Origin of the sequence: endosymbiont of Galathealinum brachiosum (assembly GCA_003349885.1) — a bacterium.
In the GTDB taxonomy this organism is placed as follows: Bacteria; Pseudomonadota; Gammaproteobacteria; order SZUA-229; family SZUA-229; genus SZUA-229.
In genome coordinates this window covers 416238-438083 of record QFXC01000011.1, presented here as the reverse complement: position 1 = coordinate 438083, position 21846 = coordinate 416238, and the positions used below count along the sequence as shown (strand labels likewise).

General features: G+C 37.4%; 18 protein-coding genes. 7 read left to right on the top strand and 11 right to left on the bottom strand.

Annotated features, from left to right (window positions below):
- Nucleotides 1-66 precede the first annotated feature (66 nt).
- Both DIZ80_10345 and DIZ80_10340 read right to left on the bottom strand, forming a co-directional pair.
- Nucleotides 67-1623, bottom strand: a complete 1557-nt coding sequence (locus DIZ80_10345) for a hypothetical protein (GenBank protein RDH82670.1) — start codon at nt 1621-1623, stop codon at nt 67-69.
- Between the two features lie 106 nt (nt 1624-1729).
- The gene (locus DIZ80_10340) at nt 1730-2314 is read right to left on the bottom strand and encodes a hypothetical protein (GenBank protein RDH82669.1); all 585 of its coding nucleotides are present in this window, start codon (nt 2312-2314) and stop codon (nt 1730-1732) included.
- A 308-nt stretch (nt 2315-2622) separates the two neighbouring features.
- Here DIZ80_10340 and DIZ80_10335 point away from each other — a divergent pair, with 308 nt between their 5' ends.
- Nucleotides 2623-3033, top strand: coding sequence for a hypothetical protein (locus tag DIZ80_10335; GenBank protein RDH82668.1), 411 nt, complete (start codon nt 2623-2625; stop codon nt 3031-3033).
- An 87-nt stretch (nt 3034-3120) separates the two neighbouring features.
- Here the strand turns inward: DIZ80_10335 and DIZ80_10330 are convergent, their stop codons facing one another.
- From DIZ80_10330 to DIZ80_10315, 4 genes are all read right to left on the bottom strand, one after another.
- The gene (locus DIZ80_10330) at nt 3121-4614 is read right to left on the bottom strand and encodes a hypothetical protein (protein RDH82667.1); all 1494 of its coding nucleotides are present in this window, start codon (nt 4612-4614) and stop codon (nt 3121-3123) included.
- A 17-nt stretch (nt 4615-4631) separates the two neighbouring features.
- Nucleotides 4632-6479 (bottom strand): hypothetical protein, encoded by a 1848-nt coding sequence (locus DIZ80_10325; GenBank protein RDH82666.1) that lies wholly within the window; start codon nt 6477-6479, stop codon nt 4632-4634.
- Between the two features lie 136 nt (nt 6480-6615).
- A complete protein-coding gene (locus DIZ80_10320; protein ID RDH82665.1) occupies nt 6616-7251 on the bottom strand; it encodes a hypothetical protein in 636 nt (211 codons plus the stop codon).
- Between the two features lie 143 nt (nt 7252-7394).
- On the bottom strand, nt 7395-8006 hold the full coding sequence (locus DIZ80_10315) for a cytochrome c4 (protein ID RDH82664.1): 612 nt from the start codon (nt 8004-8006) through the stop codon (nt 7395-7397).
- 241 nt (nt 8007-8247) lie between these two features.
- Between DIZ80_10315 and DIZ80_10310 the strand changes: the two genes are divergently transcribed.
- A complete protein-coding gene (locus DIZ80_10310; protein ID RDH82663.1) occupies nt 8248-8850 on the top strand; it encodes a YihA family ribosome biogenesis GTP-binding protein in 603 nt (200 codons plus the stop codon).
- 395 nt (nt 8851-9245) lie between these two features.
- Here DIZ80_10310 and DIZ80_10305 read toward each other — a convergent pair whose 3' ends face one another.
- A complete protein-coding gene (locus tag DIZ80_10305) occupies nt 9246-11933 on the bottom strand; it encodes a DNA polymerase I (protein RDH83151.1) in 2688 nt (895 codons plus the stop codon).
- 70 nt (nt 11934-12003) lie between these two features.
- On the opposite strand from DIZ80_10305, the gene DIZ80_10300 reads away from it, so the two are divergent.
- Entirely contained in the window at nt 12004-12717 is a 714-nt protein-coding gene (locus DIZ80_10300) for a TIGR00730 family Rossman fold protein (GenBank protein ID RDH82662.1), read from the top strand.
- Nucleotides 12718-12719: 2 nt separating this feature from the next.
- Nucleotides 12720-13514, top strand: coding sequence for a hypothetical protein (locus DIZ80_10295; GenBank protein ID RDH82661.1), 795 nt, complete (start codon nt 12720-12722; stop codon nt 13512-13514).
- Nucleotides 13515-13573: 59 nt separating this feature from the next.
- Here DIZ80_10295 and DIZ80_10290 read toward each other — a convergent pair whose 3' ends face one another.
- Nucleotides 13574-13777, bottom strand: coding sequence for a hypothetical protein (locus tag DIZ80_10290; GenBank protein ID RDH82660.1), 204 nt, complete (start codon nt 13775-13777; stop codon nt 13574-13576).
- Between the two features lie 177 nt (nt 13778-13954).
- Nucleotides 13955-14470 (bottom strand): hypothetical protein, encoded by a 516-nt coding sequence (locus tag DIZ80_10285; GenBank protein RDH82659.1) that lies wholly within the window; start codon nt 14468-14470, stop codon nt 13955-13957.
- 129 nt (nt 14471-14599) lie between these two features.
- Here DIZ80_10285 and DIZ80_10280 point away from each other — a divergent pair, with 129 nt between their 5' ends.
- The 3 genes from DIZ80_10280 to DIZ80_10270 are packed head-to-tail and all read left to right on the top strand — an operon-like array spanning nt 14600 to nt 17258.
- Entirely contained in the window at nt 14600-15172 is a 573-nt protein-coding gene (locus DIZ80_10280) for a C4-dicarboxylate ABC transporter permease (protein ID RDH82658.1), read from the top strand.
- The gene (locus tag DIZ80_10275; GenBank protein RDH82657.1) at nt 15172-16545 is read left to right on the top strand and encodes a C4-dicarboxylate ABC transporter; all 1374 of its coding nucleotides are present in this window, start codon (nt 15172-15174) and stop codon (nt 16543-16545) included. Before DIZ80_10280 ends, DIZ80_10275 begins: the two co-directional genes overlap by 1 nt.
- A 47-nt stretch (nt 16546-16592) precedes the next feature.
- Nucleotides 16593-17258: a hypothetical protein gene (locus DIZ80_10270; GenBank protein RDH82656.1), complete on the top strand. Its 666-nt coding sequence runs from the start codon at nt 16593-16595 to the stop codon at nt 17256-17258.
- 40 nt (nt 17259-17298) lie between these two features.
- Here the strand turns inward: DIZ80_10270 and DIZ80_10265 are convergent, their stop codons facing one another.
- Together DIZ80_10265 and DIZ80_10260 are read right to left on the bottom strand one after the other, a co-directional pair.
- Complete coding sequence (locus DIZ80_10265; protein RDH82655.1) at nt 17299-18378, bottom strand: ABC transporter substrate-binding protein; 1080 nt, start codon at nt 18376-18378, stop codon at nt 17299-17301.
- Between the two features lie 57 nt (nt 18379-18435).
- Entirely contained in the window at nt 18436-21816 is a 3381-nt protein-coding gene (locus DIZ80_10260; protein RDH82654.1) for a hypothetical protein, read from the bottom strand.
- Nucleotides 21817-21846: the final 30 nt, after the last annotated feature.

The following is a 21846-nucleotide window of genomic DNA, read 5'->3' as shown; positions in this document are numbered from 1 at the left end:
CATTACCAGACATAAAAAAGCTCGTTTCTTTATAGAAACGAGCGAATAATACTTTAATAGTTAATTTTAATTTAAAACCCGTATAACACCGGGTTTCTTATTTTTATAGGCTGGCATTGCCATACCTGAATTTGCATTTATATAAGTCGGGTCTGTAACAACATAACGTTTTCCATTAAAACTAACCGCATCACCTCTTACATTTTCATTAAAGTGAACAGCTGCAGAAATATGACCAGGATAGTCCAGACCAACAACCTGTAAACCCAATAAGTGATGAACTATCCAGGCGAAGAAAACGGAGCGGTCTTCACAATCAGAGTAAGGGTAATGTAGTGTTTCTTCCGGAAATAGATAGTTTTCTATTCCAAATTGTTGTTCGTCTGTTTTATATTTAAATGCAGTTTGAACAAAACGTAATATAAGATTAACAGCATCTTCTTCAGATTTACCCTCAACTAATGGTTTTAACTGCTTTAGTAGAGGATTAGCAGTCGCCTGGTTAAGTTCAGAGTTGAAATATAAAGTAATATCCATTTGCGGATAAGTTTTCAGGTATCTAATAGTTTCTTTGTCGTAACCTACATTAATACGGTGTGTTTTACCCTTGTATGTGAAATTAAGAAAACGATCCTGTTGTTTACGACCGGTATTGAATGCATGACTTAAACTCATATCCAGACGTTTCTGAGCACCTGGGTAATGCCCATCATAGGTAAAAATTCTACCAGGTTTCTGTTTTATGCCATCAAAACTTAATGCGTAATAGCGAATCTTGTCAAAAGTAAAATAAGGTGCGGCAAATAATTGTTGGCGAGATGGCATTAATAAATAAACATAATTGCTGTCATAAGCAATTCGTGCCTGATAACCTGCTTTCGTCATTAGGTACCAGGTAAAAACAGATTGATCATTTTTACTGCCAGGGTGTATTTTTTGTGCGATGGCATTAGTTAAAAGCGCATAACCCCAGTCATTTAAAATGAGCGGTTTACGTTGCGCATTTATTTGTTTTAGTAAACCTTCATAATCTGCCTTACTCATTTCTGACCAGATACGGCTCATAGATTTTTCATTGATGGGCCGTTGTATGCTGACTTTGAGTTTAGGGTCGTAATAGAAATCCAGTGATTGACCATAAAATGTTAGATGTACCTTCATTCCCTTAGGTTTCTTAATAAGAGGTGCTGGAACTACCTTAACGGGAGCAGGTACCGGTTTAATAACTGGAACATTAACAATTACAGGTTTAGGTGTTGAAGGTGGTGTTACTTTAACAGGTGATTTAATAACGGGTTTTGTTTGTGGTGTATCAGTAATTGGTTTAATTACAGGCACAGGATCAGGTTGTTTTATGGGAACAGCTGGTTTAATAGGTGCTTTAGGCATTCTTACAGGTTTTGGGGTTTTATCCCGTACAATGCCCTGAAATGTTTGCATTTCTTTCCACTGATTCTTTAGAAACCCGGTGAATTCCTTATCGCGTTTATCACGATATTCCTGAAAACTTGTCGTTTCCTGTTTCATCCATTGTTCGAATTCTGCACGATTGCCAGCAGTACCGGTAATAGAAAGGCTGCTAAATGTTAATATACTGACGAGTAGAATGGACCGTTTATGCATGGTTAGTCCTTTAAGTTATTGATTTTATGGTGAATATATCGCCTACACACTTCCCTGTGAGGCGTATTGACTAGCTATGTAGTTTTCATCCCTGTTTATGGAATACTTAGTTACTGCCATCCATTTTTGAAATTTCAGCTGCTAATTCATCCTGACTTTTCTGAGCTTTGAACTGTTGCCATAAAGCACGTTCATTTTTCATACTGGTTTTAACAGCATTTTTAGTTGCTTGTTGAACGCTCGCATCATCCATACCGACAAGTACGTATAAGCTGCCTGTTGGACTTGTACGTGTTTTATAGATTTTAGTACCGACAAGTGTCTGATTTGTGATTTGTTTAGTAACAGATGTCATTACTTTATCAACTGTTTCCGAATCACCGGCACCTGTAGTTTCGATATACTGTTTAACCATATTGCGAACCTGTACCTGCATATTCTGAGCGAGTTGAACTCGTGCTGAGGTAGAAGCCATTGATTTCATATGATCGTGACCTGCTCCAGATTTTTCAGAAGAACCAACTGCGGATACTTCAACGCCCTCTACAGGCTCATCACATACCCAGCCAGGTGCAGCAGTGCCGGGAGCATCAGGGAATACGCAATCAGCGACTTCTTGTTTCTTATCATCACAACCCACTAGTAAAGCAGATAGTGCTACACCTGTAATCAGGTAACCAGCCTTTTTCATCTTAGTTTCTCCATTAATTATATTAAATTGATATATTAGCTATGCGTTCTTTATAGTTATATAAACATAGCCGAGAAAAGTGTATTAAGCAATATTATTTAGGCTCGTATCGTGTAGGAAAAATAGGTAGATTTAGTCATGATAGTAAATAAATATTTATATTAGTCATGCATTAACAAGTAGCTTGTACTATCGTTATTTACGTAGAAGCATATTTTAATATGGTCGTTGTTCCAGCAGTGACTTAATAATGATTTATGTGGCTGAAAACTTAATATGAGTAAATAAGTAGTACGATTTGTAGAAATATGCTTAAAACAGAGGTAAAAATGCAATTAAAAGAAATAATGGTTTTTGGATTAACACTTATCTTCCTTATTTCATGTAACAAGGAAGAGGTACAACAGAAACCAGAATGGCTGACTGATCCTGGTGATGGAGCCGTAGGATCTTGCAAAACGCATGTTAAAGGTAGACATTATCAGGAAGAGCTTGCAATTGCCCGGGCAAGAGAGCGTTTAGCAGCACGGTATGGTGTTGAAGTTAGTAGTATACAGACAATTAAAGAAAAAATTGTTAATGACAAAGCGTATGTTCGATCAGATAAAGAAGTATTACAAAGTATAAAGAAAACAGTAGTTAAAGCGCATGTAAGAAAGACCTGGCTGGATAAAAAGTACGATGAAATCTGGGTTTGGGTATACCCTGTTTCTAATTAGAAAATCGTATTTAAGTTTTACACAAAAGATATTTTAGATACTCTGATTATGAGTTATTTACAATAATCAGAGTATCTAAAAGAAGTACTAGTTTATTGCTGCAATTGAAATAATAACCATACTTAAAGCATATTCAAAGATTGAGTGATCATTTATTAAGCGAGATTGATCATTCTTTAATTCTGTAATGAAAGATTCAAGATCTTTTTCTATCACTTTATTTCCCATATAATCCACAAAAATAAGTGTTGCCTGTACATCCATAATACTTGAAAGTTTTAAGCGCCTAACAGGGTGACTGTAATCTGTAAAAACCTCAAACCATTCATTTATTTTTATAACTTCAGGCATATTAGTTATAGAACTTTTTGAATTTTCAGCCTGTAAATCAAATGGGCTAGGTTCAATATCTGAGGTATAGTTATCATATAAAGTATTAAATAGAATAAATTCGGTATCTTCATCATCTGAATCATTATTTTTAGATGAGAAGAATTCAGAATTACATAATTTAGAAAAATAATAATTGTTTAAATTACTTGTCGCAATAAATATTTTTTCCTTATTCTGGCGTGTATTGTTAAGAGATGAACGAATACAATTAACAATACCTTTATATATACTTCGCAAAGCAACCCATTCATCTTTCTTATTAATAGGGTTAAATGATTTAACTAATAATCGTAATATGCCAACAGCCTCTCGCCATTCAATGCTATCTTTTCCATAACTGATAAATCGATGAAACATTAAAGTTGACCAGTGACTTAAAATTAATGGCTGTAATTCTTTTGGTATTTTTATGTTTGAAGTATAGTGTTTAAGTTCTTTTAAAACTAGTTGCTGAGTATATTCAATGGCGATTAGGTGCTGAGTATGATTTTCAGTCTTAATAAATTTATTTTTTTGAATATCTGATAATCTGTCAAGAGAGGCTTTCGCTGTAATAAAAGCAACAATATTATTATCAAAACTATGCAATAACTGATCAATAATATAATGAATTGTTTGGTATAAAGTGCTTTCAGTGTCTTCAATTCCTATACCAAGGTGAGCGATACTATTTAGAACGTGTCTTGCAGGGTGTGTATCATTATTAAAAAAATTAGAATCTGTTAAAGATATTTTTAATATTGGAATTTGTATTAATAATAATAGACTTTTAATGATGTCAGATATGTTTTTATCTCGAATAAATACACCAAAAATCATTTCAACAAAATCAATAGTTCTGCTATCAATCTGATTCATGGTTTTTGGAATAGCTACTTTATCCAGTTTAGCCATGCTTTCCATTAATGCTAATTTAAATTCCTCAGTATTAACATTAACAGTTTGTCCGGGAATGTAACGTGGTTTAAATGTTAATTGAATATTGGTAAGTGCATGTAGAATATGTTCACGATTATAATGCTGACTTCGTGCTGCAGATGCATGTGCAGCAACTTTAAGATGTGTTTTATCATCATTGAGAATAAACTGATTAATAACTTTAGAAATATACTCTGGATCAGAGATATGCATGTTTTTATCTGTATTAACAGATTCTATAGATTCAGGTTTGTTATTTTCAGTATTCATAATAAATAGAATATAATTTAATCAGAAAGGCAGGATGAAACAACACACTGATTTCGACCATTATCTTTTGCCTTATAAAGAGCTTTATCAGCACGTTCAAAAACCTGTGCGAGAGTATCATTTTCATTAAAACTACTTACGCCACAAGAAATGGTAATTTTTACTGAATCACCATGATAATGAAAACCGCAAGTTTCAATTTGTTGACGTAGTTTATTCACAAGACGAAGCGTTTCTTCCTGTTTTGTTCCAGGCAGAAGCATAACAAATTCTTCTCCTCCATATCTCGCTAGAAAATCAGTTTCACGAATACTTTTTATAAGTAACTGAGCAACGGTCTTTAAAACCTTGTCCCCTGCCTTATGACCATATGTATCATTTACTTTTTTAAATAAATCTATATCCCAGATGGCAAGACTTAATGGGTTTGAAAAACGTTTCCACCGTGCAATTTCTTCAGCTGATTTTTTTTCGTATGATAGCCTGTTAGGGATACCCGTAAGTGCATCGAACATAGCCTGTTTATTTTTTTCTATTACTACTTTTTTTAATTGCTCAGCTTCGCTCTCTAAAGCCAGCATTTTAGTATGCATGGTATCTACTTCTTTCTGAGATTCCTGATAGCGTTCATTTTCAGATTCCCGATAAAGTTTGATATGCCCTGAAATAGTATCAAGTTTAGTGCTTACATTCTGTTTAAGACTGGATAGCTCTGTTGCCTGATTAATATCCTGACGTATTTCATCAACATTAAGTTTGACTTCTTTATCAAAATCCTTGCCCTGTGTTTTCGCTAATTGTAAATTTGATGTTTCATTTTGTAGAAAATGATCCATGGCTTTTAAGCGATCAGTAACCTGCTGTAAAAAATCTTCAAATTCATGTTTTTCCTGCTGCATTCTACTGCGAATAGAATTGATGAGTAAGGCAACGTCTTTTAATAATTGTTTCCAGTTCCCCGGGTCAGTTTCCTGTTCTAGCCGATGTTTCATTTTATCCGCTTCATCCTGAAGATCGGAAGGCACAATGAGTTGCTCCAATAAACGAATTAAGAGCTCTTGAATAGATGGTTGTAATGAGGGGTCTATATCAACTTTTTCAATAGTTTCAGATATTTCTACAAACGTATTAGTGCTATCTGTTTTCTCACGTAAAATATTAGATAATTGATCAGAAAGATTTTCTAATTCTCTTTTTTGTTTTGCATCACGCGCACTAATTTTAAGTGCGCTGAGTTTTCCGTTTGGTGAATCCGAGTTATCTAGTTTATTAAGTAATCCAATAAGGCAGGATTTGTATATGCTTAGTTGTTCATCAGTGTCAGTTGATAAATTGCTGGTTACGCTATTATTTGTTTCTTCCGAGGTGTTTTTAGAGTGAAATAACCGATCTATTATTCCCGTTTTTTCATTTTTTGTATCATCGGTTACTATTACAGATAGTATTAACTTTAATGAATCTTTTAATAAGCTATCACGATTTGTATCATCAGAATTAGCGAATTTTTTAAGCAGTTTAATACGTGACTTCTCAGCGCTATCAGGTAATGAAAGCTTTTCTATTAAAAGTTCAAGTGTTTTTATAGAGTCACGTTTTGGGCCGTTTTGCTTGTCTTCGAGTTTGGAAAGAACACGTGAGATATCATCAACAACAGCTTCAAGTCGTTGACGATTAATATTATTTTTAATGGCAGTGCGTAAATCGTTAATATGACGATCAAGTGTGGCATGTTGACCTTCGGCGGCCAGACTAAGGCGCCCGATAGTTCGTTTCAGGGTTGTCTCAAGTTTCTCCCAGTCCTGCTCTTTCTTTTCCAGGCTATCGAGCTGGTCATAATATTTCTGTTTCCACTGCTCTAATTCCATGTTGCTGGTTCCATGATTGAGTGCCCCGGACAGTTCTGATCATTACATAAAAAAGGGAGCCCATAGGCTCCCTTATAAATATAGTCTTCAATAAGAGACTAAACAAGTTTAAGGTCAGCTCTTATACATGGGACACTTATTTTGACTCTTTATTAATCAGGTGATCAGATATTTTGACCATACCTATATAACTTCCTGCTTGAGAGCCTGAAACAGTGTATTTACCATTAACCGTTAACATGGGTACACCGTTTACTCTGTATTGTATGCCTAATTGGTTAGCCTGATTTGCACGCATTTCAACTGCAAATGAGCTAAAAGTTGAGAGGAATGTCTTTTTATCTACGCCTCGAGTAGCAAGAAAATCAGCTATGTCTTCCTTATTTCTGAGTTTCTGCTTTTTAACATGCATTTCAGAGAAGATGGCTTCATGGTGTTTTTCATCTTCACCCATGATTTGTAATGCGTAGTAGGTTTTTGTGTGAGGCATCCAGCTTTTATTAAGAGGTGCAGGAACACGTGTAAATGTTACATTTGCAGGCAGGTCTTTTCGCCACTTTTTCAGAGTTGGCTCAAAGCTAAAACAGTGAGGGCAGCCATACCAGAAGAACTCCAGTATTTCTATTTTATCACCAGACTGCGTGACAACGGGTTTGGCTAACTTTGAATAGGATTTACCTTCTTCATAGTTTTGTGCCTGAGTAAGCGCTGGTAGCAGAAACAACAAAGCTAACAGGCTGATTTTTTTTATAAAATGCATTTTTTTCCCCATTGTATTTTTTATATAATTTTAGTTGTGACAGGATGTAAGTAATAAAATTTCATATTTTATGAATTATGCCATAGCTTTTAGTTTAATAGCAGGCATAAAAAAGGCCGCAAAAGCAGCCTTTTTTATGAATAAGCTAGAGTAACTTATTTCAATTGAGCAATATAGTTAGCTACGGCTTCTATTTCAGCAACCGTCATTTTGTTAGCTACAAAACGCATCATGTGGTTACTGTCGTTTGCACGTTTGCCATCACGGAAAGCATTTAACTGGTTAATTGTATAAGTTGCATGCTGACCCGCTAATGCAGGGAACTTAGCAGCCGGGTTGCCTGATCCATTTGTGCCATGGCAGCCCATGCATGCAGGTAGATGAGTTGTTGTATTACCACCACGGTAAATTGCTTTACCTAGTGCAACCTTGGCGTCATCTGCTGTTGCCACGGTACCTTCTTTACTTGCAAAGAAAGCAGCAACATTTTCAATATCGTCATCAGTTGCAAGTGTTGCTGCCATGCCCGTCATTGTATCGTCTGTACGAGCACCGCTCTTATAATCTTTAAGTTGCTTAGTAAGGTACTGAGCATGCTGGCCAGCCAGTTTTGGAAACATATCAACCACACTGTTTCCGTCAGGCATATGACAACCTGCACAGATAGCACCAGCTGTTTCTTCACCAGCTTTAAGGTCAGCTGCAATTGCTGTCGCGTTTAGGCCAACAGTCAGGCCAAATAGTGCAAGCAGAGATTTAAAATTCATTGTTTGTATTCTCCAAACTAGTATCACGTCTTTATATTGACGCCGGTAAATAGTGTGTTGCCAATCATGTGCCTAAACAGGCCACGAGCAAAAAGTGGCGCAATAGTACACCAGATCGGCTATTTCATCAATTTTGACTGCTTAATTTAGTCAAAAATAAACAGATAAGCTTATGGAAAATTCGCTGTATGCCCATAACATTGGTAATATCCGGCAGAATTTAAGACTTAAAGAGTAAATCATGGTCAACCATTATCGCACCGCATCCTTTTTAACCAGTGCAAGCAAAGCCAGTCAGTTTCCAGAGCATGACATGTTAGAAGTCGGTTTTGCCGGACGCTCAAATGCGGGTAAATCGAGTGCAATCAATACCTTATGCGATCAGAAAGCGCTAGCTCGTACGAGTAAAACACCAGGACGGACTCAGTTAATAAACTTTTTTCCTGTGAATGAAGAGCATTGTCTGGTGGATTTACCCGGTTATGGTTATGCAAAAGTACCGGAAAAAATGCGCAAAGAATGGCAAAAGTTAATGGAATCGTATTTGGGTGAAAGAAAACAGCTTCGTGGTCTGGTTATTATTATGGACATACGTCACCCCTTAAAAGATTATGATGTGCAAATGCTTGAATGGTGTGAAGAAATGGGAACACCGGCTCATGTGTTATTAACGAAAGCAGATAAGTTAAAGAAAGGTGCGGCGAGTAAACAACTGTTGGGCGTCAGAAAAGCGCTTAAAGATGAAGAGTTTGATGTAACTGTGCAGATGTTTTCGGCGTTGAAGAAAACAGGAATGGAAGAGTTACAGAAGGTGTTGAATGGCTGGCTTGGAGTTGTTGTTTAAATCATATCCTTAGGCGTTAGTATAGAATCAGGGGTCACCAGCTAAAACTGGCTCCTACAGTATAAAAATTTATTTTAGACATAAAAAAACCCCGGCCACCAGGGAAGTGGTCGGGGGTAACGTAGAGGCCGGCTTGGGGAGGCTAGCCTCAATTTGCTCGCTTAAGGGAGGCAAGCGAGCTTGCGCCGGGCTTTAGCGCAATTCTTAAAATCTCATGTCTTCCTGTTATTAAGTAAAGTTCAATTAGGGCACATGTCAAAACGAAGGCGACGAGTGGTGTGCTATTTACAGGCAAAAAAATACCCCAAACAGGGTTATTTTTTTTATCTCTCTTAAGTCTAATTTAAGCTAGTTACTCTATATAATTGTTATTACTACTAGTTTTAACTTACAAATTAATGGGCTTCATCCCAGTTTATGCCTACACCGATATCAACCAGAAGAGGAACATTCAGATCAGCGGCACTTTCCATCTCTTCATGTAATAACGTGCTTAAGGCTTCAACCTGATCTTTAGCAACTTCAAACACGAGTTCATCGTGTACCTGCATAATTATAAGTGCAGAAATATTAGTTTCCTGCAGGCGGTTATACACATTTATCATTGCACGTTTGATGATATCAGCTGCGGTTCCCTGCATTGGTGCGTTGATAGCGGTACGTTCTGCATATTGTCGACGCATACCGTTTCGTGAATTAATTTCCGGTAAATACAGTCGGCGACCAAATAAGGTTTCAACATAACCGGTTTCATGAGCCTGCTCACGGGTATTGTCCATATAGTCTTTCACGCCAGGATAACGATCAAAATAAAGGTCAATGTAATCCTGGGCCTGATAGCGGGTGACATTCAGCTGTTTGGCCAGGCCAAATGCAGACATGCCGTAAATAAGGCCGAAGTTAATGGCTTTAGCCGCACGTCGTTGCTCCGTTTCAACCTCATCCAGCGCTACATCAAATACTTCGGCGGCGGTGGCACGATGAATGTCCTGGCCTTCTTTGAATGCTTTTAGCAGGCTTTTGTCAGCAGACAAATGCGCCATGATGCGTAATTCAATTTGAGAATAGTCTGCTGCTAAAATACAGTTACCCTCATCGGCAACAAAGGCCTGACGAATGCGCCTACCCTCTTCAGAGCGAATGGGTATATTCTGTAAATTAGGATCACTGGAAGACATACGGCCTGTGGCCGCGCCGGTTTGATGGTAACTGGTATGTACCCGGCCGGTTTTTTCATCTATCAGTTTAGGCAGTTTGTCTGTATAGGTTGATTTAAGTTTACTTAAACCCCGGTGCTCAAGAATGAGGCGTGGTAATTCAAAGTCTTCGGCCAGTTCCTGTAATACATCTTCGGCAGTAGACGGCTGGCCTTTAGGTGTTTTACGAATAACGGGTAATTCCATTTTCTCAAAGAAAATAGTTTGAATCTGTTTAGGTGATGCCAGATTAAACTCTTCTCCCGCCACATCATATGCCTGTTGCTCGATTTCAGTCATACGTTCTGACAATTGCTGACTCTGTGTTTCCAGCATGCCCGCATCTATTTTTACCCCGTTACGTTCAATGTGCTGAATAATGGGCATTAAGGGCAGTTCTATATCTTTATATACGTTGAGCAATTCGGGGATGTCTTTCAGTTGGGCATGAATACACTGGTGCAATCGCAGGGTTATATCTGCATCTTCTGCGGCATAAGGCCCGGCCTTATCCAGTTCGACCTGATTGAATGTGAGTTGCTTAACCCCTTTTCCGGCAATATCTTCAAAGTGGATAGTATTATGATTAAGGAAACGACTCGCCATACTGTCCATATCATGGCGTTTGGTAGAATCCAGTACAAAAGACTCGAGTAAAGTATCGTCACTGATGCCCTGCATCTGTATGTCATGGTTCTGTAAAACGTGGGCATCGTATTTCAGGTTCTGACCGAGTTTATTTATTGATGGATCTTCCAGTAAGGGCTTCAGGCTACCGAGAACGATATCTTCTGAAAGTTGCTGTGGTGCATCTTCATAATCATGCCCAAAAGGAACATATGCGGCCTTGCCCGATTCAACTGAGAAAGAAACACCCACGACGCGAGCCTGCATATAATTAAGGCTGGTGGTTTCGGTATCAAAAGCAAACATATCGGCTTTTTTAAGTTGCTCTAACCAGTTATCAAAATCTTTCTGTGTTAGCACAGTTTGATAATCTGTTTCTACTGCGGTTTCGGATGCTCCTGTTGATTCACCCCCTAATTCAGTTAACCAGCTTTTTAATTCAAATTCAGAATAAAGAGATTTGAGGTCGTCGGTATTAGCCGATTGTAACTGTAAGTCTTTTGGTGCTTCATCAAGTTCAACATCACAAACAATGGTTGCAAGCTGATAAGAAAGGGGAAGTTGTTCAAGGCCTTCTCGTAAATACTCACCCACTTTGCCTTTAAACTCATCTGCATGGGCAATAATATTATCTACAGATTCATACTGCGCCAGCCATTTAACCGCCGTTTTAGGGCCTACTTTATTAATACCCGGTATGTTATCTGCGGTATCACCAATTAATGCCAGATAATCGATAATCTGATCAGTGGAGACACCAAATTTTTCCAGAACAGAAGCTGGTGTGCTTAAGTGGTTGTTCATGGTATTAATTAATGTAATTTTGTCAGTGACTAACTGGGCTAAATCTTTATCTCCCGTTGATATCAAAACATCAAAACCATCAGCTTCCGCCTGACGAGCCAGTGTTCCAATGACATCGTCAGCTTCAACTTTAGGTACCACAATACGTGGATAACCCAGTGCATCGACTATCTGGTGGATAGGTTCAATCTGACTTCGTAAATCATCCGGCATGGGCGGACGATGGGCTTTATATTCTTTGTACAGATCACTTCGAAATGTTTTTCCCTTGGCATCGAATACAACGGCCATATACTCTGGCTTGTATTCATCAACCAGTTTTTTAAGCATATTGATAACACCGTAAATAGCCCCCGTGGGCTGACCATTAGAATTGGTTAAGGGTGGGAGTGCATGAAACGCTCTAAATAAATAAGAAGAGCCATCGACCAGAATTAAAGGAGCTTTTTTTGCCATAAGAGATTCATTGTGCATGTAAAAAAATTCAGCGTATTATGACACTAAAAATAAAGTGATGGTAAATCGGATGACAAAAAAAGACATAACCGAAAGACGTGACCCTTATACAGAGCTGAACCGTGAATCCTGGCGTGTATTTAAAATCATGTCTGAATTTGTCGATGGATTTGAGCAACTGTGTCACATTAAACCTGCGGTGAGCATATTTGGCTCTGCCCGGGTGCATGAAGATTCAGATGATTATAAAAAAGCCAGAGAAGTAGCGCGGTTATTGTCAGATGAGGGTTTTTCGATTATATCCGGAGGAGGCCCTGGAATAATGGAGGCAGCGAACCGTGGGGGTGCAGAAGGAAAATCGGTGAGTGTCGGTTTAAATATTGATCTGCCAAAAGAACAGACACCTAACCCTTATCAAAATTTAAGTCTTAATTTTAGTCACTTTTTTTCCCGAAAAGTGATGTTTGTTAAATATGCGTCAGCTTATGTGGTATGCCCGGGTGGTTTTGGAACCCTTGATGAAATGGCAGAGATGTTTACACTTACACAAACAGGAAAAACACCAAAAATTCCCGTTATTTTAATGAACAGAAAATTCTGGCAACCTTTATTAGACTGGTTTGAAAACACTTTATATCAGCAAGGTATGATTACTAAAGAAGATCTTGAGTTATTCATAGTTGTAGATGAGCCTGAGCAGGCGTTTGATGAAATAATGAATTTTTACAAAGATCGAGATGTACGCCCAACCAGAGAAGATCTGGATAAACTTCTAAATTTATAAAAATGAAACGTATGATTGATGTATTAATATTTTTAGCGGCAATATATTTATTTAGCTGTAGTGCTTTGTATTTTTTACAGGACAAATTAATTTTTTTCCCACCGGTACCGATAAAAGATGTATATCAATCAGTGAGACAAAATGAGATTTCATTCTTGATTAATGATGAGCTTCGACATGGCTGGAAAATTAATGTTGACCCAGTTAAAAATAAAACAATACTCTATTTTGGAGGTAACGCTGAAGATGTTGTCTATTTAAATGATGAAGCAAAAGAATTTAAAGTACGTCAAATGATATCGGTTAATCATCCTGGTTACGGAAAAAGTATTGGTACACCCTCACAGGAAAATTTTTATAAGAATGCGCTTGATGTTTATGATCAGGTTATAAATGAATACCAGTTAAGGTCAGATGAAATAATTGTTGTTGGTCGAAGTCTTGGATCGTCTGTTGCGACCTACCTTGCTGCGAACAGAAATATTGCAGGTCTGATATTGATAACGCCATTTGATAGCATAGAAAACATGGCGGCTAAACAATATAAATTTTTTCCAGTCCGATACTTATTGAAACACCCTTTTCCTACTATGGACTATATAAATAAGGTTAAATATCCAGTATTAATGATGGCAGCTGAAAAAGACGAAATTATACCAGATGAACATCTGAAGCAATTATATCTGTTTGCCGGTAAGAATAATAAACTTATCCAATATGCCGGTGTTGGACACAATACAATTCAAACACATCACAATTATTACAATGAGATTAATAATTTCATTGGCTCATTATAAAAAATAATATTAGTTCTGGTAATCCTGAATAAATGACAGGATTACCGATTAAATAAGAATTATTTTTTAACTGATAATTTATTAGCCTGTTGATTCTGGTGTACCCATAAATCGTAACATTCCAGACCGCAAAAATAGGCTACATATTCTTCCGCTTCAGAAATTTGAGATTCAGATAGTGGTACAGAATCAAGACAGGTCTGACAACTAATTAACTGGTCGTCATCCGGTAAGGGCGAATGTTTTAAAGCTAGTTCTGACATGGTCACTCTCCTGTTTCTAATGACCTGATCAGTACATTATACTCCTTTTGTGAATTAAAATCTTATAGAAAGACTTTATAACGAAACGGACAGATGAAATAAATTTATGACTGTTTTGTGAAGCTAAAGCTCATATCCATCCCCGATGGTTATGAGCACTGGCAGTGCAAAAAACTGTTATTGAAACTTAAATAAACTGCACCAGCGAATCGTCTCACCGGTGCAAATATCTTTATGCATTTTTTGCGTAATTTGAATATTTTTAAAACATAAATCAGAAAAACGTTGTTCCAGACGAATCACACTTTTATGCTGGGTTACATGTAATTGATTTTTCTGATCATAAAGAGAAATGGTCTGTTTTCGTTCATCCATGAGGTCTTCAAACTGTGTAATTAACTGATTATAGTTTTCGTTATTTCCCTGATCATGCTGTCTATCCAGTTTTTCTATTACCTGTCTGCGTTTACGAATTTCATTCTGAAGGTATTCAATTTTACTTCTTAAACGGGTCTTGGTATTTTCAGTCTCAATCATCTGTTGACTGGCCAGAATCATGTCTTTATTAGTCTGTATACAATTTAAAGCATGTTCCTGAGTGATAAAACCACTGGCATCCATGATGGGTGGTTTTTTTGCAAGTACAGAAGAAAAAGGTAGTAATAGGCTGAGAATAAGTAATATTTTTTTCATATAAAGTCTGTTATTTATAGTTATTTGTTAAAAATGATGACTTTTAATAGATTTGCTTAAATTAACGGCTAAATCAATTCATAACCGACAAACTGTTATCTACAGGGGATAACAGTGTAAAATGCGCCGATGAATTCAAACATAAAGCAGTATTTGACGACTATGTCAGTAAAACTTGAGCAGTTTATTGACTGGGTAGGCCGATCAGTTTCATGGCTGGTGTTACTTATGGTAGTGGTAACATTTTTAGTTGTTGTTTTGCGTTATCTGTTTGATACCGGCTGGATTGCTTTGCAGGAATCAATATCTTATTTCCATTCAATGGTTTTTCTACTTGGTGCAGCTTATACCCTGAAGCAGGGTGGGCATGTTCGTGTGGATATTTTTTATGACCGACTCAGCCAGACAGGTAAAGCATGGGTAGATTTGATAGGTCATCTGTTTATTTTAATGCCTGTAATGATTTTTATTATATGGGTCAGTTGGCCTTATGTTGCAGATTCATGGCAAGTGATGGAGTCCTCACGTGAAGCTGGAGGGTTACCAGGGGTATATTTACTGAAAAGTCTGATATTGATTATGGCTGGTCTGTTGATGTTGCAGGCCACAGCGATGATTTTAAGAATCCTGTTAACGCTTACGCAAACACCCCCTCAATTATTAGATAATCATTCATCAAGAGATAAGGAAGCTTCCCAATAATGGAATATATGGCTATCTGGTTGTTTGTCTGTGTATTCGTCCTTTTGTTAAGCGGTTATCCGGTGGCATTTACATTGGCAGGTACAGCCTTGCTGTTCGCCGGTATCGGGAGTTACCTGGAGGTGTTTGATAGCGCATTTCTAGAGGCATTACCCAATCGGCTATTTGGCATAATGATGAATCAGGTACTGCTGGCCGTGCCCCTGTTCGTTTTTATGGGGGTGATGTTAGAGCGATCGAAAATAGCAGAAAATCTGCTCGAAACCATGGCACAGTTATTTGGCGGATTACGCGGCGGGCTTGGCATATCCGTCACTCTGGTAGGCATGTTGTTAGCTGCCAGCACCGGAATAGTGGGTGCAACGGTTGTGACTATGGGCCTGTTGTCCCTGCCTACCATGTTAAAACGTGGTTATGATCCGCGTATTGCCTGTGGAACAATCTGTGCGTCTGGAACACTTGGTCAGATTATCCCTCCTTCTATTGTTCTGGTGTTATTGGGTGATGTGCTGTCCACAGCGTATCAACAGGCTCAGCTTGATATGGGTATATTCAGCCCGGAAACGTTATCTGTGGGTGACTTATTTATTGGTGCTCTCATTCCCGGTTTATTGCTGGTATTTTTGTATATAAGTTATTTACTGATTATTGCCAGATTAAAACCAGAAATGATGCCTGCATTACCAAAAGATGAGTTGTGTGATAGAAGCCAGTTAAAAAAACAGGTGATGATTGAATTAGTGCCTCCCCTGTTTTTAATACTCATGGTATTAGGTTCTATTATTGGTGGTTTGGCAACACCCACCGAAGCAGCGGCAGTCGGTGCAGTCGGTGCGATGGGGCTTGCATGGAAACGGGGTTTTTTCAATGTGAAAATATTACGTGAGGTTACACAGGAAACAACCCGTATAAGCAGCATGGTGTTTATGATTCTGATTGGAGCCTCCATTTTCTCACTGGTATTCAGAGGGTTTGAAGGTGATGAGCTGATACAGGAATTTTTGAGTGATCTGCCAGGTGGAATGTACGGTGCATTATTCCTGGTGATGCTGGTGATGTTTTTTCTTGGTTTTGTTCTCGATTTTATAGAAATTACCTTTGTGGTTATTCCCATTGTGGGTCCAATATTACTTGCGATGGGAATAGACCCTGTCTGGTTAGGTGTCTTAATTGCAATTAATTTACAGACATCATTTTTAACACCACCATTTGGTTTTTCTTTATTCTATCTAAGAGGTGTGGCGCCAGCCGAGGTGAATACTATGGATATATATAAGGGAGTTATGCCATTTATACTAATACAGTTATTGGCAATGGGCCTGATTGCCTGGTGGCCACAATTAGCAACGTGGCTTCCAGTGTTATTGCAGTAAATATAATTTTTACTGCTATTATCAATAAGATACAAAGGGGCTAATGAATGAAACAGATTTACACACTAGGAATAGTGATTTTAAGTGCAGGACTTTATGCATGTAGTAGTGATGATGATATAGGTAGAATTGTTATCGGTAATGGTAATACGATGTTTTCACTCAATGAGCTTCAATATCAGGACCCCTATGTAATACAGGTAACTGATGTAGATGGAAATCCACAAGCAAATACAACGGTTAAAATTAGATTAAGAAGCACGTTATATAATAAAGGAGCTTATGGTAAAACAGGCGAAGGCTGGGCTCCTTTTTATACAATAATAAACTGTCCAGCTGAAGATTTAAATAATAATGGTAATCTGGATGCTGGTGAGGATACGAATGGCAATGGCACATTGGAGCCAACCAATCCGGCAACCGTTGCAAATCATCCAATATTAACGCCGACGTTAACACCAGGTTCAAATTCAATCACTACAGATGAATCTGGTTTTGGATATTTCTCAATTACCTATCCTAAGTCTGAAGCAAACTGGTCTTCTGTTCTTATTACTGCAACAGCAACATTTTCAGGTTCAGAAAATATTGCTACCAAAACGCAAAGTCTTCCAGCATTACTTGCTGATCTTGAAGATGAAGAAATATTACCATTGGGAGGAGATGGCAATAGTCCTTACGGTTTAGTAGGGGATTGTGCTAATCCGAACTAGATAAGATCATTCTTCCTATGAAGTATATATAGGGAGAATGCTATCTTGATTTCAAATAAGCCAGTTCTGAAATATCACTCCACTTTTTAACCTGATCACGATAAGTTTTAAATGACTTAAATACTTTTTTTGTCATTTCATCAGTTGCAGCAACTTCATTAATAACTTCATCAGATAAACTCTGTAGTTTAGACAAAACTTCATCCGGTAGTTTTAAGACTTTAACTTTATGTTTATTTACCAGTGTATCCAGGGCACGTTGATTACGGGTTGTATATTCGGTCGTCATATCCTGATTAACAACTTTGCAGGCATTGAGCACGATGCTTTGTAAGTCATCGGGTAGTTTTTCAAATGCCTCTTTATTAATTAAAGCCTCAAGTGTTGTGCCAGGCTCATGCCAGCCAGGATAATAATAAAATTTCGCAGCTTTATGTAAACCAAAAGCCAGGTCATTATAAGGGCCAACCCATTCGGTGGCATCGATTGCACCGGTTTTTAGAGAAGTAAATATTTCACCACCGGGTAAACTAACAGGCGTACCACCTGCACGTTTTAAAACTTCACCACCCAGACCGGGAATGCGCATTTTTAAACCTTTAAGATCTGACATCGATTTAATTTCCTTATTAAACCAGCCCGCCATTTGAACGCCCGTATTTCCCGCTGCTGCAGGTATTAAACCGAAAGCATCATATGTCTCTTTCCACAGTTCCATGCCACCACCATGATAGAGCCAGCCATTCATTTCCTGTGCAGTTAAACCAAAGGGAACGGCAGCAAAAAATTGCGCAGCCTGTGTTTTACCTTTCCAGTAATAAGCGGCGCCATGTCCCATTTGTGCCGTGCCACGTGAAACCGCATCGAAAACTTCGAAAGGAGGCACTAATTCTTTGGCACCATAAACTTTAACTTTTATACGGCCACCTGACATTTCAGTAATTAATTTTGCGAGATTATTAGCACCCGTGCCCAGACCAGGAAAGTTTTTAGGCCATGTTGTGACCATTTTCCATTTTATTTTTTTTGTACTACCAGCCTGTGCTGGACCGCTGGTTAATGAAGCTGAGGTGACAAGGCCTGTAGCGGCTGCAGCTTTTATAAAGTGTCTTCGTTTCATAATTAATTTATCAGGTTAGTATTTAAAAGTAATAATAATACAAACAGCTTTGTATTATTATTTTTTCTGGGTAATTCGTTTAACATATTTTTGTACAGATTTTGAATCAAGTGGCTGGCTAAATAAATAACCCTGCATATGGTGAATATCAAAATCATTAAGGTAATCACGATCTAATTCAGTTTCAATGCCTTCAGCAATAATTTGTATGTTCTGAGACTTACAGAGTGAAACAATACCGGTAAGTAAATTTTTCGCTTCAAGAGATTCACGTGTTTTAGCAATAAATTCTGGATCTATTTTAATTTCTGTAACAGTACAATGCAATAAACAGTTTAAAGATGAATTGTCAGATCCAAAATCATCTATACAGATATGAAAATTATTACTCTGTATCTGATGTAGAACAGCACGTTGTGAATCAGTGGTTTGCGCATAACCTTTTTCAGAAAATTCAAGCCCGATTCTCTGGTAATCAATATTATATTTATCACATTTTTCAATTAGTATTTGAGCAAGATCGGTATCTATCTGTGAATAACATATATTTAAAGTTAGTCTTGGTATGGGTAAATCAAGGTCTAGCCATGTTCGATAATCTTTTAAAGCCATATCTATTACGTTGATGCCAATAGCGCCAATAAATCCTGATTGTTGCGCGCCTGGTAAAAATTTAGCCGGTAACAAACAGCCCTGTTGAGGGTGATTCCAGCGCACCAGCGCTTCCATAGAGTCGATAGTATTTGTTGATGTATCGATTTGTGGCATGAAAGATACAAAGAATTCATTATTTCGTAATGCTGTATGAAGATTGGCTTCCGTTTGTAACCACATCTTCGCATTATGATTCATACTTGCACTGGTTAATTCAAAATGGCTGCCCTTAAAATATTGTGCAGTTAATAATGCAGTTTGTGCTCTTGCAATGAGTGAATCAGCCTGATTGCCATCGTCTGGATAAATGCTTATGCCCATAGCAATCTCCAGATCAATTGTATGTTCAGATGTTTGATATGCTTCAGATAGAGTAGATAATAATTTCTGGGCAACGATGCCCATTTGTTGAATATCTCCAAGGTCTTCAATGAGTACAGCGAAATCATCAGAAGAGAAATGGCTGATTGTGTCGCTATCTCGAGTATTGTATTTAAGGCGTTTAGAAATAGCTTTTAAAAGCTGATCACCAAGATCATAACCAAACTGAGCGTTTATATCAGAAAAGTTTTTAGGGTCGATAAGAATTATTCCAAGGCGATTTTTATTTCGCTGGGCGCGGTCAATTGCATTTTGAAGTCGATCAACAAAGAGTGATTTATTTGGTAACTCAGTTAATTCAACAAAATGAACCTGATTATCCTGCTCAATACTTTGGGTGTGTCTGGGTGTGAGCATAACAACATAACTTGAAACATTCGTGTTTTCATTTCGTATACTATTGATGCTAGTGCTTAATGGCCTGCTCTGACCATCTTTTAAACGATGCCATATTTCACCTTTCCACTGCCCTGAATCATCAATCGATTCCAGTACGTTTTTATTTAATAAAGTGGCGTCATGTGAAGCTAGAATGATTTCTGGTGATTTATTCTGTATTTCTGATTGCTGGTATCCAGTTATTTGAGTAAAGGCATAATTAACAGAAACAACTTTATTTTTATCATTAATTAGCATTACTGCATCAGTAGAGTAATCAAACATTTTAGATGCCACAAGAACCTGATTTTCAGCTTCTTTACTGGCGGTAACATCATGTATTATTGAATAAAATAATTGCCTGCCTTCAATTTCCATTGGTCCATCACGAACTTCAACAAAACGAATTTCTCCATTTGATAGTCGATGTGGGCAGCTGTAGAAACCAAGATTCTGTTCTCTGGTTTGTTTAATCAGTGTATTTAACTTGTCTCGAGATAGTATGTTTATCTGAGCCAGATCCATGCCTTTAAGTTCTTCAATTGAATAACCATAAAATTCAGCAGCAGCCGGGTTGGCATCTTCGATATGAAAATTGTCTGGATCAATAACCAGTTTTATTGCCATGTTAGACTCAAACATCTGGCGATATCTGCTTTCTGAAGATTTAAGAGCAGCTTCGGTTTCTTTACGTTTACTTATGTTTCTAATTACAAACTGATAAACATCTTCATTGCCATAATTTAACTTGTGAGCATTTATTTCAACGGATTGTTTTTCACCTTTGCGATTTTTAATGTCCTGTTCGTAAAGAGCATGGTTATAAATTTCTAGATCAGTAATTTTTTCCTGTGTTAATGCATGATTTACAGATGAATCAAGATCGTATATAGACATTAATAATAAATCATCACGCATATAACCGAGGAAACTAATAGCTATTTCATTTGCATCTATAATATTAAGTGAGTTTGTTGATACGATGATGATGGCATCATTGGCATGCTCAAACAGAGAGCGATATTTTAATTCGGAACCAATTAGTATATCAGTGGATTTTTTTGTTTCAGTATTGTCGTATAACATCATATGAAGATAGGCCTTATCTTCAATTATGATTTCCTGCGCATAACCCGTTACATTTAATACATCTCTATTTTTAGTAATTAAATGTGTTTCAAATTCGCCACCGTGCGAACTGTTTAATTCTGTAATTGAATCTCTAAAATCATTAAGATAATCCGCTTCTATGTGAAGGCTCATGCGCATACGTGAGAATTCTTCTTTTTCATAACCCAGTAAATTATTCATTGCGCTATTGAACGTAAAGGGCAGTAGGCTGGAAGAATCGATAACTAACACAGGATAAGGTAATTTATTAAATAAATTACGATAGCGATCTTCCATATGTCGATTTGCATTTTGAGATTTTTTTAACTGACTTATATTTTTACATACGCCAATTATTCCTGTGACTCTATTTTTGCTGTCCCGGCAGGGAAATTTTTTGCATAAATAAGCCTCATTACCCCGTGATGTTGTGATGTATGTTTCCCAGTAAACAGACTCACCAAACTCCAGTACCCGTTGATCTTCATGTATTATTTTATTGGCAGTTGCGTATTTGTGTATATCTTCATCTGTCTGCCCGACAACCTGTTTGTTTTCGAGTTTTAATACCTGCATGGCAACCGGACTGATTATTTTGTAAATACCATTTTTATTTTTTAAAAATACACCTTCATCTTCTTCTGATAGCAGGTTTTCATATAATTGAGCATTGAGGTTATCATGCCCCACCATGAATTCCGTGAAACAGAGTATGGTACGCATGAAGCCATAAAGACCAACACAGGCAAGAGAAAAGATGACACCACTGAAGAAATAATAAAATATGTTCTGATTTTGAACAGGTAGTAGACTGTTAATAATCTGGTTACCGAAAAACATCCAGATAAGTCCGAATACCAGAGCAGAGCCGGAGGCAAATAAATTTACAAGTTCATGATCCTTTCCTAATGACATTCGATGGTTATCATTTTAATAAATTCATGT

What these genes read in the sequence shown, in the direction of transcription:
- DIZ80_10345 (RDH82670.1), bottom strand. Translation starts at nt 1,623, where the DNA reads ATGCATAAACGGTCCATTCTACTCGTCAGTATATTAACATTTAGCAGC.
- DIZ80_10340 (RDH82669.1), bottom strand. Translation starts at nt 2,314, where the DNA reads ATGAAAAAGGCTGGTTACCTGATTACAGGTGTAGCACTATCTGCTTTA.
- DIZ80_10335 (RDH82668.1), top strand. Translation starts at nt 2,623, where the DNA reads ATGCTTAAAACAGAGGTAAAAATGCAATTAAAAGAAATAATGGTTTTT.
- DIZ80_10330 (RDH82667.1), bottom strand. Translation starts at nt 4,614, where the DNA reads ATGAATACTGAAAATAACAAACCTGAATCTATAGAATCTGTTAATACA.
- DIZ80_10325 (RDH82666.1), bottom strand. Translation starts at nt 6,479, where the DNA reads ATGGAATTAGAGCAGTGGAAACAGAAATATTATGACCAGCTCGATAGC.
- DIZ80_10320 (RDH82665.1), bottom strand. Translation starts at nt 7,251, where the DNA reads ATGGGGAAAAAAATGCATTTTATAAAAAAAATCAGCCTGTTAGCTTTG.
- DIZ80_10315 (RDH82664.1), bottom strand. Translation starts at nt 8,006, where the DNA reads ATGAATTTTAAATCTCTGCTTGCACTATTTGGCCTGACTGTTGGCCTA.
- DIZ80_10310 (RDH82663.1), top strand. Translation starts at nt 8,248, where the DNA reads ATGGTCAACCATTATCGCACCGCATCCTTTTTAACCAGTGCAAGCAAA.
- DIZ80_10305 (RDH83151.1), bottom strand. Translation starts at nt 11,933, where the DNA reads ATGGCAAAAAAAGCTCCTTTAATTCTGGTCGATGGCTCTTCTTATTTA.
- DIZ80_10300 (RDH82662.1), top strand. Translation starts at nt 12,004, where the DNA reads ATGACAAAAAAAGACATAACCGAAAGACGTGACCCTTATACAGAGCTG.
- DIZ80_10295 (RDH82661.1), top strand. Translation starts at nt 12,720, where the DNA reads ATGAAACGTATGATTGATGTATTAATATTTTTAGCGGCAATATATTTA.
- DIZ80_10290 (RDH82660.1), bottom strand. Translation starts at nt 13,777, where the DNA reads ATGTCAGAACTAGCTTTAAAACATTCGCCCTTACCGGATGACGACCAG.
- DIZ80_10285 (RDH82659.1), bottom strand. Translation starts at nt 14,470, where the DNA reads ATGAAAAAAATATTACTTATTCTCAGCCTATTACTACCTTTTTCTTCT.
- DIZ80_10280 (RDH82658.1), top strand. Translation starts at nt 14,600, where the DNA reads ATGAATTCAAACATAAAGCAGTATTTGACGACTATGTCAGTAAAACTT.
- DIZ80_10275 (RDH82657.1), top strand. Translation starts at nt 15,172, where the DNA reads ATGGAATATATGGCTATCTGGTTGTTTGTCTGTGTATTCGTCCTTTTG.
- DIZ80_10270 (RDH82656.1), top strand. Translation starts at nt 16,593, where the DNA reads ATGAAACAGATTTACACACTAGGAATAGTGATTTTAAGTGCAGGACTT.
- DIZ80_10265 (RDH82655.1), bottom strand. Translation starts at nt 18,378, where the DNA reads ATGAAACGAAGACACTTTATAAAAGCTGCAGCCGCTACAGGCCTTGTC.
- DIZ80_10260 (RDH82654.1), bottom strand. Translation starts at nt 21,816, where the DNA reads ATGTCATTAGGAAAGGATCATGAACTTGTAAATTTATTTGCCTCCGGC.